The following is a 12812-nucleotide window of genomic DNA, read 5'->3' on the forward strand; positions in this document are numbered from 1 at the left end:
GCGGAAGCGGTCGCTTCCCTCGAGGCCGCATTCTAACCGGAGGGACGAGCATGATGGAGCCGCTCGCGGCAGGCCAGCTGGACCCGGCGGCGCTCGCCGGGCGCCGGGTGGCGGTATTCGGCTTCGGCGCGCAGGGCCGGGCCCACGCCCTGAACCTGCGGGATTCCGGCGTGGACGTGGTGGTGGCGCTGCGCGACGCGTCCCCGCGCCATGCCGACTGCGCCGCGGAGGGAATGGCGACGCTGGCGCCTGCAGCGGCGGCGCGCGCCTGCGACCTGGCCGTGATGCTGGTGCCCGACGAAGCCCAGCCGCGCCTGTACCAGGAGTCCCTGGCGCCGGCCCTGCGGCCGGGCAGCGGGCTGCTCTTTGCGCATGGCTACAACATCCACTATCGCCGGCTGGAGCCGCGCGCCGACCTCGACGTCGTCATGGTGGCGCCGCTCGGGATCGGCGAGCAGGTGCGACGGCAGTACCAGCAGGGCCGCGGCGTGCCGGCGCTGCTGGCGGTGCACCAGGACGCGAGCGGGGCGGCGGCGGCCGTCGCCGGCGCCTACGCCGCCGCCAACGGCCACGCCCGGGCCGCAGTTTTCCGCAGCAGCTTCGCGGCCGAGACGGAGACCGACCTGTTCGCGGAGCAGGCCGTGCTGTGCGGGGGCCTCGGCCAGCTCATCCTCGCGGCCTTCGAGACGCTGGTAGAGGCCGGTTACCCGGAGGAAGTGGCCTATTTCTGCTGCCTGCACGAGGTCAAGCTGATCGCCGACCTGGTCCAGGGCCGCGGCCTGGCAGGCATGCGGCGCTCCATCTCCAGCACGGCCGCCTACGGCGATGCCACGCGCGGCCCGCGGGTGGTCGGCACGGCCAGCCGGGAGGCGATGCGGGAACTACTGGCGGAAATCCAGGACGGGCGCTTCGCGGCTGAGCTCGACGCCGAGATGGCGCAGGGCGCGCCGACGCTGGCGGCCTGGCGCAGGGCGGCGGAGACGCACCCGATCGAGGCGGTGGGGAGCCGGCTGCGGGCCCTGATGCCGTGGCTGGAACAAGGCTGAGCGGTGGAAATCGCAACGGCGAAATGAGTAAATGGGCCGCTCCTCCAGCCCACGACACTTCATGGAAGACCACCACCCGACACGCAAGGGCATCTACATCCTGCCCAACCTGATCACTACCGGCGCACTGTTCGCCGGCTTCGCCGCCGTGGTCACGGCGATGGACGGGAATTTCGTCACCGCGGCCATCGCCATCTACATCGCCGGCGTGCTCGACGGCATGGACGGGCGGGTCGCCCGGATGACCAGCACGGAAAGCGAATTCGGCAAGCAGTACGACAGCCTGGCGGACATGGTTTCGTTCGGCCTGGCGCCGGCGCTGGTGTTCTATTCCTGGGGCGCCAGCCATTTGCAGGAACTCGGCTGGCTGTGGGGCAAGCTCGGCTGGCTGGTCGCCTTTTTCTTCGCGGTGGCGGCCGCGATGCGCCTGGCCCGCTACAACGCCCGGGCCGGGTCGGCCGACAAGCGCTACTTCGAGGGCCTGCCGAGTCCCTCGGCGGCGGCGCTGGTGGCCGGCCTGATCTGGCTCAGCACGGTCCTCGAGGCCTCCGGCCTGCTGGCGATGCTGGCCGGCCTGGTGGTGACGGCGGGCGCCGGCGCGCTGATGGTCAGCCACTTCGCCTACTACAGCGGTAAGGACTTCAATCTCGGGCGGCGCATCCCCTTCGGCTACGCGCTGCTGATTCCCGCGATTTTCATCCTGATCAGCCTCAACCCGCCGGTGGTGTTGTTCCTGCTGTTCGGAAGCTACGCCCTGTCGGCGCCGCTGACGGCGCTCTGGCGCTGGCTGCGTCGCCGCCGGCGGCGCCAGGCCCGGGAAGCCCGGGACGATGCGGCCGGGTCGGGCCCGGACTGAGATGGACCCGCGGCGGCTCGAATGCCTGCATGCGCTCGGCCTGCCCGCCTGGGCCCCGCGTCCCGGCGCGATCCTGCCCGGCGCGCCCGAGGCCTGGCGGGTGCCCGCCGTGCCGGCCGAGGCGCCGGCGCAGCCCGCGGTTGACGATGCCGCCGGCCTGGACTGGGAGGCGCTGGAGGCCCGGGTGAGTGCGTGCACCCTGTGCCCGCTGCATGCCGGGCGGACCCGCACGGTGTTCGGCGTGGGCAATCGCCGCGCCGACCTGCTGGTCATCGGCGAGGCGCCGGGCGCCGAGGAGGACCGCCGCGGCGAGCCTTTCGTGGGCCGCGCCGGCAAGCTGCTCGACGCCATGCTGCTGGCGCTCGGCCACGACCGCAGTGAGGTCTACATCGCCAACGTGGTGAAGTGCCGCCCGCCGCAGAACCGCGATCCTCGCCCGGAGGAGGCGGCGAGCTGCGCGCCTTACCTGGACCGGCAGGTCGCACTGCTGCAACCCCGGGTCATCCTTGCCGTGGGCCGCGTCGCCGCGCAGCGCCTGCTCGACACCGAGGCCCCGGTCGGCCGCCTGCGCGGCAGGATCCACAGTTACGGCCCGGCGGAGACGCCCCTGGTAGTGACCTGGCATCCTGCCTACCTGCTGCGCCGGCCCGAAGCCAAGGCCGAGGCCTGGCGGGACCTGGTGCTGGCCGCCGAGGCAGCGGGAGCGGGACGATGAGCGCGGCGGTCGGGGCCTCGCAGCTGCGGATCCGCCGGATGGGCGAGGTCGATCTCGACGAGGTGTACGAGGTCGAGCGCAGCGCCTACGACTATCCCTGGTCGCGCGGTATCTTCGAAGACTGCCTGCGAGTGCCTTACGAATGCGAGGTGCTGGAGGAAAACGGCCGGATCGTCGGCTACACGGTGATGTCGCTGGCCGCCGGGGAGGCCCACCTGCTCAACCTGTGCCTCGCGCCGGACGTCCACGGGCGGGGGCTGGGACGGCTGCTGCTCGACCACGTGGTCGGGGTGGCGGAGTCCCGGGGCGCCAACGTCATTTTCCTCGAGGTGCGGCCCTCGAACCAGCGCGCCGTCCAGCTGTACCTGCGGGCAGGGTTTCGACGGCTCGGGGTTCGGCCGGACTATTACCGGGCCTCGGTCGGCCGCGAGGATGCCCTCGTCCTCGCGCGGCGCTTCTGAGCCGGCCGGTTCCTGCTAGAATGCCGCGCTTTGCCAGCCCCGGCGGCTGAGCCGCCGCAGCCCCACATGACCGCATTGCCTCCCGAAGTCGCCCGGCGACGCACTTTCGCCATCATCTCCCATCCGGACGCGGGCAAGACCACGCTGACGGAGAAGCTGCTGCTGTTCGGCGGTGCGATCCAGATGGCCGGCTCCGTGAAGGGCCGCAAGGCCGAGCGCCACGCCACTTCCGACTGGATGGCGCTGGAGCAGCAGCGCGGCATTTCCGTCACTTCCTCGGTGATGCAGTTCCCCTACAAGAACCGGATCATCAACCTGCTCGACACGCCGGGACACGCCGATTTCTCGGAGGACACCTACCGCACCCTGACGGCGGTCGACTCGGCCCTGATGGTCATCGACGCGGCCAAGGGCGTGGAGGAGCGCACGATCAAGCTGATGGAAGTGTGCCGGCTGCGCACCACGCCGATCATCAGTTTCATCAACAAGCTCGACCGCGACGGGCGCGAGCCGCTGGAGCTGCTGGACGAGATCGAGCGCATTCTCAAGATCCGCTGCACGCCGGTGACCTGGCCGATCGGGATGGGCCGCGATTTCCGCGGCGTCTATCATTTCCTGCAGGACCGGATCTATGTCTACCACGAGGCGGCCCGCGGGGCGGCCGGGCAGACGGAAATCATCGAGGGCCTCGATTCGCCGGCCGCCGCGGCGTTGCTGGGCCCGATCGCCGCGACCTTCCGCGAAGAGGTGGAGCTGGTGCGCGAGGCCTGCGACGACCTCGACCTGGATGCCTACCGGCAGGGCGGGCAGACGCCGGTGTTCTTCGGCTCGGCGATCAGCAACTTCGGCGTGCGCGAGCTGCTGGACGGCTTCATCGAGTGGGCGCCGCCGCCCATGGCGCGGTCCACGACCACGCGCGAGGTGGCGGCAGGGGAACCTGCCCTCACCGGCTTCGTGTTCAAGATCCAGGCCAACATGGACCCCGCGCACCGGGACCGGATCGCCTTCTTCCGGATCTGCTCCGGGCGCTACACGCGCGGCATGAAGCTGCGCCATGTGCGCATCGGCCGCGACGTGCGCATCGCCGACGCCCTGACCTTCATGGCTTCGGACCGCGAGCGGGCCGAGGAGGCGTGGGCGGGCGACATTCTCGGCCTGCACAACCACGGCACCATCAATATCGGGGATACCTTCACCGAGGGCGAGGAGCTGACCTTCACCGGCATCCCCAATTTCGCCCCGGAACTCTTCCGCCGCGCCGTGCTCGGCGACCCGCTGCGCGCCAAGGCGCTGCACAAGGGGCTCGACCAGCTGTGCGAGGAAGGCGCTACCCAGCTGTTCCGGCCGATGCGCAACAACGACGTCATCCTCGGCGCGATCGGGCCGCTGCAGTTCGATGTGGTGGCGTGGCGGCTGCAGGAAGAGTACGGCGTCGATTGCCGCTTCGAGCAGGTCAACGTGGCCACCGCGCGCTGGGTCTATTGCGACGATCGCAGGCGGCTGGAGGAATTCCGCAACAAGGCTGCCGAGCATCTCGCGCTGGATCATGCCGGCGCGCTGGTGTACGTGGCGCCGTCCCGCGTCAATCTGCAGCTGACCCAGGAGCGCTGGCCCGAGGTCCGCTTCATGCCGACCAGGGACCACCTCGCCGCCTGAGCCGGGTCCCGGCGCCTGCCCGGGTTCCGCTATAGTGGCGCGTGCCAAGCCCGTATCCCGGAGCCGTCGATGCGCCGCCTGTACTTCCGCCGTCCCGTGCTCTCCTGGGCGCTCTACGACTGGGCCAACTCGGCCTTCGCGACGACGGTCATGGCCGGTTTCTTCCCGGTCTTCTACAGCGGCATCACCGGGCACCTCAGCGCGGAGGACTCCCAGTTCTGGTTCAACATGACGCTGGCCGCCGCGAGCCTTGTGGTGGCCGTGGCGGCGCCGATCCTCGGCGCGATCGCCGACCGCGGCGGCAGCCGCAAGCGTTTCCTGGCCGCCTTCGCCTTCGTCGGCATCCTGATGACGGCGGCCCTGGCCTGGATCCACGCGGGCGAATGGTGGGTCGGCCTGCTGCTCTACGGGCTCGGCACGGTGGGTTTCACCGGCGCCAACGTGTTCTACGACTCGATGCTGCCGACCGTGGCCGAGCGCAAGCAGCTCGACGTCGTCTCGGCCTACGGCTTCGCCATGGGCTACATCGGCGGCGGCCTGCTGTTCGCGCTCAACGTGCTGATGGTCCAGCACCCCGGCTGGTTCGGCCTCGACAGCGCCGGGGCTGCCGTGCGCGCCTCGTTCCTCAGCGTCGCGGTCTGGTGGGCCGTGTTCAGCGTGCCCCTGATGCTGTTCGTGGAGGAGCGCCCGGTGCCGGATGCGCCGCGCGGCATGGCCGCCGTGCGCGAGGGCCTCGCGCAGCTGGCCGGCACGCTCCGCAAGGTGCGCCAGATGCGGGTCCTGCTGGTCTTCCTGGTCGGCTACTGGCTGTATATCGACGGCGTCAACACGGTGATGAAGACGGCCGTGTTCTTTGGTGACCGGGTCCTCGGCCTGCCGTCGACGGCGCTGGTGACCGCGTTGCTGGTGACCCAGTTCGTGGCCTTCCCGGCAGCGCTCGCCTTTGGCTGGATCGGGGAACGGATCGGGCCGCGCCGCGGCATCCTGATCGGGCTGGCGGTCTACCTGGGGGCCATCGTCTACGCCTGGCGCTTTCTCGACGACTCGGCCGACTTCTACGCCCTGGCGGTGGCGATCGGGCTGGTGCAGGGCGGCGTGCAGAGCCTGAGCCGCTCGCTGTATGCGCGGATGGTGCCGGCGAGGATGGCCGGGGAATTCTTCGGCTTCTACAACATGGTCGGCAAGTTCGCCGCCATCCTGGGGCCCGTGCTCCTCGGTCTCACGCCGCTGGTGATTCCCGGCGCGACCACCCGTGACAGCATTCTCTCGCTGGGGCTGCTGTTCGTCCTCGGCGGGATCCTGTTGTGGCGGGTCGATCCGGTGGCGGGCGCCCGGCTTGCCGATGAACTCGACGCCTCGGCCGAGAAGATGCAACGCCTCGAGCGAGAGTCCTAGGGCCGGAACCCGCGGATGCGCTGCTGCAACGCCGCGATGGTCGCCGGATCCCCGCCGTGCCCGTAGCGGGCGGCGAGGTAGTCGCGGGTGACGGCCTCCACCGGCCCGGCCAGGTCAGGCCTGGCGGCGGCGACCCGCCGGGCGTAGTCGGCCGGGGCCTCGGCGGGGTCGCGCGGGAGGCCGCGCGCCGCGAGCCGGGCGCAGAACAGGTCGTACGCGGCCCGGGCCGGATCCTGGCGCGGGCCGCGGCTGCGCCAGGCCAGCCACAGCGTGAACATGCCCATGATGCTGGCGACCAGCACGGTGAGACCGACGACGAGCGCGCGCCAGTCGCCGTCCGGCAGGCCCAGGCGCGCGAGCAGGGCGAGTTGCCGCTCCGGGCCGTAACCCAGTACCCAGTCGGTCCACAGGCTGTTCAGCGCGTCCCAGCCCTGGCTCAGCGCGCGCACGCCGAACAGCTGTCGCAACGCGGCGCCGGGCACGCGCTCGCCGGCCGGCAGCGCCTCGCCCAGGCCGAGCTCGATCCGGTCCGGCGCAATGGCGGCAGTGGGGTCCACGCGGACCCAGCCGCGGCCTTCGAACCAGACTTCGGACCAGGCATGCGCGTCCATCTGGCGCACCACCAGCCGGTCGCTGAGCGGGTTGAGCTCGCCGCCCTGGTAGCCGGTGACCACGCGCGCCGGCAGGCCGGCGGCCCGGGCCATCACGGTGAAGGCCGAGGCGTAGTGTTCGCAGAAGCCGCGCTGCGTGCGGAACAGGAACTCGTCCACGGGGTGGTTCGAAGCGAGTGCCGGGGGCTGCAGCGTGTACACGAAAGGCTCCTGCCGGAAGTGCCGGAGCAGCGCGTCGACCAAGGCCTCGTCCGAGCCCGCCTCGGCCCGCAGTGCCCGGGCGAATGCCACGGTGCGGGGGTTGCGGCCCTCCGGCAGCCGGAGGCTGCGGAAACGCGTGATCGGTCCGAGCTCGGCCTCGATTCGCGCCTCCGGCCAGGACTCCACGTCGAGGGCGCGCACGTTCTCCACCGGCCGGCGCGAGACCAGCTGGAACTCGTGGGTCAGGAAGGCGTCCGGGTCGTCCCACGCGCCCGGCACGTCGAGCCCCAGCAACCAGGCGCGGCCATGCGGCTGGATGATGATGCGGTAGCGGTAACTCGGACCCACCAGCTCCAGCGGCTGGTTGAGGCGGGGCAGGCGCTCCAGGTCGCTCCAGGTCCAGCCATCGAAACGCTCGAGCACCGGGCCGCGCCAATAGCGTTCCGCCGGCGGCGGCAGGGCGCCCTCGAAACTGGCGCGGAACGCCACCTCGTCGGACTGGATCAGGCGCGAGATGGTGCCCGGCGACATCTCGTCGGAGAGGCCGGTCATCGCTTCGCCGCCGCGCGAGGGCAGGGCCCAGAACGGCCCCGGCACCCGCGGAAACAGCAGGAACAGGATCGCCGCCACCGGCAGCGCGAACGCCAGCATCCTGGCCACGATGCCGGTGGCCTCCCGCCAGGGGAGCGGGGGGCCGGAGCGCACGCCCTGGAGCAGCGCGAGCACGATGGCCGCCACGCTGGCCGCCAGCCAGGGCAGGCTCCAGATCGGCTGGTCGTACAACAGCTGCATCAGCACCAGGAAGAAGCCGATGAACGACAGCACCTGCAGGTCGCGCCGGCTGCGGGTTTCCAGCAGCTTCATCGCGCCCATCACCACCAGCAGCGCGCCGCCGGCCTCCAGCCCGTTGAGCGTGCGATAGGTCAGCAGCACGCCGACCACGCAGGCGCCGGCCAGGGCCAGGCGCAACCAGCGGGGCGGCAGGCGCCAGCCCTGGCGCTGGATGGCCAGGCGCCAGGCGGCTGCGCCGAGGAACACGGCGGTGATCCAGACGGGCAGGCGTGGCACCGCAGGCGCCAGCGCCAGGGCCAGGCCCCCGAGCATCCAGCCCAGCCGCAGCGCGGTGGGATCAGCCATCGGCCGGGCCCGCCCCGCCGGGATAGAGGGCCAGGGCGCTGAGGCAGCGATGGCGGTGCGCGGGTCCGAGCGCCGGCGGGATCACGACGCCGGGAATGCGCAGCCCGTAGGCCCCGCCGCCGGCATGCGCGTCCAGCACCCAGTGGCAGAGCACGCCCAGTCGCTCCTCCGGCGGCAGGTGCGGCAGGCTGTCCCACTCGAGCCACGCGCTGCCCCGGGGGCTGCCGGCGAACTGCTTGACCGGCAGCTCTTCGCTGCGTGCCGCCGCCTTCCAGGCGATGCGGCGGGGGGAGTCGCCGGCGCGAAAGGCGCGCAGGCCGGCGAAATCATCCTCGCCGGCCCGCTCGTTCCAGCGTCCTTCGGCGTCTTCCGGCCCGCCGGCGGGCGGCGCCGGTGCGTGCTCTGCCGGCGCGGGGTAGACCACCGTCTCGCAGTCCGGATGGAGCCAGGCCCAGGCGCGGAACAGGCCGAAGGGGAAGGCAGTGCTCACCCGCACCCGGTCGATGCGCAGGCGGCCGCGGCGGCTCGTCGGCAGCTCGAGATGCACGGCCTCGCAGCAGCCCGGGGCGAGATCCACCGGCGCCGAGGACTCGCTGTCGCAGCGGGCCTCGAGGTCGTGGCGGGCGCTGCCGCCCGGGTTTTCCAGCGCCAGTTCCAGCCGCGCGGGCTGGCCCGCGAACGCCGGCCGCAGGCGCACCCCGCGGGCCACCACGCCGCTCAGGTTCTGGTGGCACCAGTGCATGGTCACCAGCCCGAGGCCGGCGAGCAGGAAAGTCAGCATGAAGCCCATGCTGTTGTTGTAGTTCATCGCCGCCAGCAGCATGCCGAACAGGCTCAGGCCATAGCCGCCGCCGAGCGCGGTGGGCAGGATGTATACGCGCTTGCGATGCAGCTGGACCGGCTCCGGGTCGGGGCCCTGCCGCCGCCGGGCCCAGTCCGCGGCGAGTGTCCCGATGCGCCGCGCCAGCCCGGGGCCGCGCCGGCGGACCGGCGCGGCCGAGGCGGTTTCAGGGGATGGGGACGGCGGCGACAAGGCGCTCTCCGGGATCGTCGCCCGGCGATTCGCCCTCGGTGCGCAGGCGATGGCCGACGACCGCCGGCGTCACGGCCTGGACATCCTCAGGAATGACCGCCCGGCGCCCGTCCAGCAGGGCCCAGGCCCGCGCCGCCCGCAACAGGGCGATGGCCGCGCGCGGCGACAGCCCGGCGCCATAGCCGGGATGCTCGCGGCTCCAGGCGACCAGCGCCTGGACGTAGTCGAGCAGGGCTTCGGAAGCGTGCACCCGGTCGACTTCCGTTCGCAGCTGCAGCAGCGCGGCCGGCGAGGCCGCGGCCGCCAGCCGGCGCAGCAGGGCGCGGCGGTCTTCCCCGCGCAGCAGTTCGCGTTCCAGCGCCCGCTCTGGATAGCCCAGCCGGATCCGCATCAGGAAGCGGTCCAGCTGCGATTCGGGCAACGGGAAAGTGCCCACCTGTTCGGCGGGGTTCTGGGTGGCCACGACGAAAAACGGCTCGGGCAGCGCGCGGGTGATCCCGTCCACGGTCACCTGGCGCTCCTCCATCGCTTCCAGCAGGGCGCTCTGGGCCTTCGGCGTAGCGCGGTTGACCTCGTCGGCGAGCACCAGCTGGGCGAAGATCGGCCCGGGGTGGAACGTGAACTTGCCGCTGTCGCGCTGGTAGATCGAGACGCCGACGATGTCCGCCGGCAGCAGGTCGCTGGTGAACTGGATGCGGTGGCAGGAAAGGCCCAGCACCCGGGCGATGCCGTGCGCCAGCGTGGTCTTGCCCACCCCGGGCAGGTCCTCGATCAGCAGGTGGCCGCCGGACAGCAGGCAGGCGAGGGACAGCCGGAGCTGGCGCTGCTTGCCGAGGATGATGCTCTCGAGAGCACGCAGCGCCTGGGCCAGCTGCGCGAGCTGCTCGGCGGCGCTCTCGGCCGGTGCGGGCCGCCCGTCAACCGAGGGCACGGACGCGCTCCAGCTGTTGCTCGATCTTGGCGATGGCGTCGCCGAGTTCTGCGGCGCGGCGCCGCTCCTTGTCCACCACCGCCGGCGGTGCATTGTCGACGAAGGACGGCTTGTCCAGCTTGGCCCGGGTCTTGCCCAGGTCGGACTCCAGCTTCGCCCGCTGTTTCTCCAGTCGGGCGAGCTCGGCTTCGGCGTCGATCAGGCCGGCCATGGGCACGAGCAGCCCCATGGACCCGAGCAGCACCGTGGCGGCCGGCGGCGGCGCCTCGCCGGCGGCCAGCGGCCGGACCGACTCCAGCCGCGCGAGGCTGGCGAGCAGCGTCTGGTTGGCGGCCAGCCAGTCGAGGTCCCGGGCCGCGGCGTCCTGCAGCAGCACGGGCAGGGGCTTGCCCGGGGCGATGTTCATCTCGCCGCGGACCTGGCGCATGCCCAGCACGAAGCCCTGCACCCAGGCCATTTCTTCCTCGGCGGCCTCGTCGGGCGGGTAGTCCGCCGCGGCAGGATAAGGTTGCAGCATTACGGTGCCGCCCGTGACTCCGGCCGCCGGCGCGGCCCGCTGCCACAACTCCTCGGTAATGAAGGGCATCAGCGGGTGCAGCAGCCGCAACAGCGCCTCGAGCACCTCGGCCAGGGTCCGGCGCGTGCCGCGCTTGCGTGCCGCGCCGGCGGTCTGGTCATTGAGCACCGGCTTGACCAGTTCCAGGTACCAGTCGCAGAACTCGTGCCAGGTGAAGTCGTAGATCGCCTGGGCGGCCAGGTCGAAGCGGTAGGCGTCGAAGGACTCCTGCGCGCTGCGCACCGCCGCGCCGAGCCGCGAGCGGATCCAGCGATCGGCCAGGCCGAACTCGAGTTCGCCGCCGGGCCCGCAGTCCTCGCCCTCGGTGTTCATCAGGACGAAGCGCGAGGCGTTCCAGAGCTTGTTGCAGAAGTTGCGGTAGCCTTCGATCCGCCCGAGATCGAGGCGCACGTCGCGGCCGGTGGTGGCGAGCGAGGCGAAGGTGAAGCGCAGCGCATCGGTGCCGAAGGCGGGGATGCCGTCCGGGAACTCCTTGCGCGTCGCCTGCTCGATGCGGGCCTTGAGTTGCGGCTGCATCATGCCCGTAGTGCGCTTGGCCACCAGCGTCTCGAGGTCCACGCCATCGATCAGGTCGAGCGGGTCGAGCACATTGCCCTTGGACTTGGACATCTTCTGGCCTTCGCCGTCCCGCAGCAGGCCGTGGATGTAGACCTCGCGGAAGGGCACGTCACCCATGAACTTCAGGCCCATCATGATCATCCGGGCGACCCAGAAGAAGATGATGTCGAAGCCGGTGACCAGTACCTGGCCCGGGTACCAGGTGGCCAGCGCTGGCGTGCGCTCGGGCCAGCCCAGCGTGCTGAAGGGCCAGAGCGCGGAGGAGAACCAGGTGTCGAGCACGTCCTCGTCCTGCGCCAGCGGCACCTCGTCGCCGAGCCCGCTGCGCCGCCGGGCATCGGCCTCGTCGAGCCCGACGTGCACGCCGCCGTCCGGGTCGTACCAGGCCGGGATGCGGTGGCCCCACCACAGCTGGCGGCTGATGCACCAGTCCTGGATGTTGCGCATCCATTCGAAGTAGGTCTTCGACCAGTTCTCCGGCACGAAGCGCACCCGGCCGTCCTCGACCGCTCTGATTGCGGGTTCGGCGAGCGGGCCGATCTTCACGTACCACTGGTCGGTGAGATAGGGCTCGAGCACGGCGCCGCTGCGGTCCCCGCGCGGCACGAACAGGCGGTGATCCTGGACGCGCTCGAGCAGCCCGAGGGCCTCCAGGTCGGCGACCACCCGGTCGCGGGCGACGAAACGGTCGAGGCCGCGATAGGGCGCCGGCACCTCGTCGTTGAGCGTGGCGTCGTCGCGCAGCACGTTGATCATCTCGAGGCCGTGGCGGCGCCCGATCTCGTAGTCGTTGAAGTCGTGCGCCGGCGTGATCTTGACGCAGCCGCTGCCGAACTCGGGGTCGACGTAGTCATCGGCGATGACGGGAATGCGCCGCCCGGTCAGCGGCAGCTCGATCTCCCGCCCCACCAGCTGCGCGTAGCGGGCGTCGTCCGGGTGCACGGCGACGGCGGTATCGCCCAGCATGGTTTCCGGGCGCGTCGTGGCCACCACGAGGTGGCCGCTGCCGTCGGCGAGGGGGTAGCGGAAATGCCAGAGTCTCCCCTGTTCCTCCTCGTTGATCACCTCGAGGTCGGACAGCGCCGTATGCAGCACCGGGTCCCAGTTCACCAGCCGCTTGCCGCGATAGATCAGGTCCTCCTGGTAGAGGCTGACGAAGGCCTGCAGGACCGCCCGTGACAGTTCCGGGTCCATGGTGAACTTGTGCCGCGACCAGTCGACCGAGGCGCCGAGGCGCCGCAGCTGTCGCTGGATGGTGTCGCCGGATTCCTCCTTCCACTGCCACACGCGCTCGATGAAGCGCTCCCGGCCGAGGTCGCGCCGGTGCAGGCCTTCGGCTTCGAGCTGGCGCTCGACCACCATCTGGGTGGCGATGCCGGCGTGATCGGTGCCGGGCTGCCACAGGGTGTTGCGCCCGCGCATGCGCTGCAGCCGGGTCAGCGCGTCCATGATGGTGTCCTGGAAGGCGTGGCCCATGTGCAGCGTGCCGGTGACGTTCGGCGGGGGCAGCATGATGCAATAGGGTTCGCCCTCGCCCGAGGGCGTGAAGCGCCCCTCCTGTTCCCAGGCGGCGTAGATCCGGGCCTCGATGTCCTCGGGGTTATAAGTCTTCTGCATGGCGGGATTGGGTCCGGG

10 protein-coding genes are annotated in these 12812 nt (G+C 71.4%); 6 read left to right on the forward strand and 4 right to left on the reverse strand.

Going from position 1 to position 12812, the window contains the following annotated elements; translation table 11 throughout:
- Positions 1-53: 53 nt before the first annotated feature.
- The 6 genes from ilvC (at position 54) to G6N75_RS00215 (ending at position 6129) form a co-directional block, all read left to right on the forward strand.
- Positions 54-1046, forward strand: a complete 993-nt coding sequence (gene ilvC, locus G6N75_RS00190; RefSeq protein WP_165346078.1) for a ketol-acid reductoisomerase — start codon at positions 54-56, stop codon at positions 1044-1046.
- 61 nt (positions 1047-1107) lie between these two features.
- Positions 1108-1902, forward strand: a complete 795-nt coding sequence (locus G6N75_RS00195; RefSeq protein WP_165346053.1) for a phosphatidylcholine/phosphatidylserine synthase — start codon at positions 1108-1110, stop codon at positions 1900-1902.
- A 1-nt stretch (position 1903) separates the two neighbouring features.
- Positions 1904-2617 (forward strand): uracil-DNA glycosylase, encoded by a 714-nt coding sequence (locus G6N75_RS00200; RefSeq protein ID WP_165346054.1) that lies wholly within the window; start codon positions 1904-1906, stop codon positions 2615-2617.
- On the forward strand, positions 2614-3078 hold the full coding sequence (rimI, locus tag G6N75_RS00205; protein ID WP_206202815.1) for a ribosomal protein S18-alanine N-acetyltransferase: 465 nt from the start codon (positions 2614-2616) through the stop codon (positions 3076-3078). The genes G6N75_RS00200 and rimI overlap by 4 nt, the downstream gene beginning before the upstream one ends.
- Before the next feature lie 66 nt (positions 3079-3144).
- Positions 3145-4734: a peptide chain release factor 3 gene (locus G6N75_RS00210; RefSeq protein ID WP_165346055.1), complete on the forward strand. Its 1590-nt coding sequence runs from the start codon at positions 3145-3147 to the stop codon at positions 4732-4734.
- 69 nt (positions 4735-4803) lie between these two features.
- Positions 4804-6129, forward strand: coding sequence for an MFS transporter (locus G6N75_RS00215; protein WP_165346056.1), 1326 nt, complete (start codon positions 4804-4806; stop codon positions 6127-6129).
- Here the strand turns inward: G6N75_RS00215 and G6N75_RS00220 are convergent.
- From G6N75_RS00220 to G6N75_RS00235, 4 genes are read right to left on the reverse strand one after another with little or no spacing between them, the layout of a single operon-like run.
- Positions 6126-8078 (reverse strand): DUF3488 and transglutaminase-like domain-containing protein, encoded by a 1953-nt coding sequence (locus G6N75_RS00220; RefSeq protein ID WP_165346057.1) that lies wholly within the window; start codon positions 8076-8078, stop codon positions 6126-6128. The two genes, G6N75_RS00215 and G6N75_RS00220, sit on opposite strands and share 4 nt — an antisense overlap.
- Entirely contained in the window at positions 8071-9111 is a 1041-nt protein-coding gene (locus G6N75_RS00225) for a DUF58 domain-containing protein (protein ID WP_165346058.1), read from the reverse strand. The genes G6N75_RS00220 and G6N75_RS00225 overlap by 8 nt, the downstream gene beginning before the upstream one ends.
- A complete protein-coding gene (locus G6N75_RS00230) occupies positions 9086-9982 on the reverse strand; it encodes an AAA family ATPase (RefSeq protein ID WP_276611188.1) in 897 nt (298 codons plus the stop codon). The genes G6N75_RS00225 and G6N75_RS00230 overlap by 26 nt, the downstream gene beginning before the upstream one ends.
- Positions 9983-10028: 46 nt before the next feature.
- Entirely contained in the window at positions 10029-12794 is a 2766-nt protein-coding gene (locus G6N75_RS00235) for a valine--tRNA ligase (protein WP_165346060.1), read from the reverse strand.
- Between the last annotated feature and the right edge of the window lie 18 nt (positions 12795-12812).

This window comes from Thioalkalivibrio sp. XN8 (assembly GCF_011058255.1).
Taxonomy (GTDB): Bacteria; Pseudomonadota; Gammaproteobacteria; order Steroidobacterales; family XN24; genus XN24.

Coding starts and splice junctions, on each gene's coding strand:
- ilvC (WP_165346078.1), top strand. CDS start 54: ATGGAGCCGCTCGCGGCAGGCCAGCTGGACCCGGCGGCGCTCGCCGGG.
- G6N75_RS00195 (WP_165346053.1), top strand. CDS start 1,108: ATGGAAGACCACCACCCGACACGCAAGGGCATCTACATCCTGCCCAAC.
- G6N75_RS00200 (WP_165346054.1), top strand. CDS start 1,904: ATGGACCCGCGGCGGCTCGAATGCCTGCATGCGCTCGGCCTGCCCGCC.
- rimI (WP_206202815.1), top strand. CDS start 2,614: ATGAGCGCGGCGGTCGGGGCCTCGCAGCTGCGGATCCGCCGGATGGGC.
- G6N75_RS00210 (WP_165346055.1), top strand. CDS start 3,145: ATGACCGCATTGCCTCCCGAAGTCGCCCGGCGACGCACTTTCGCCATC.
- G6N75_RS00215 (WP_165346056.1), top strand. CDS start 4,804: ATGCGCCGCCTGTACTTCCGCCGTCCCGTGCTCTCCTGGGCGCTCTAC.
- G6N75_RS00220 (WP_165346057.1), bottom strand. CDS start 8,078: ATGGCTGATCCCACCGCGCTGCGGCTGGGCTGGATGCTCGGGGGCCTG.
- G6N75_RS00235 (WP_165346060.1), bottom strand. CDS start 12,794: ATGCAGAAGACTTATAACCCCGAGGACATCGAGGCCCGGATCTACGCC.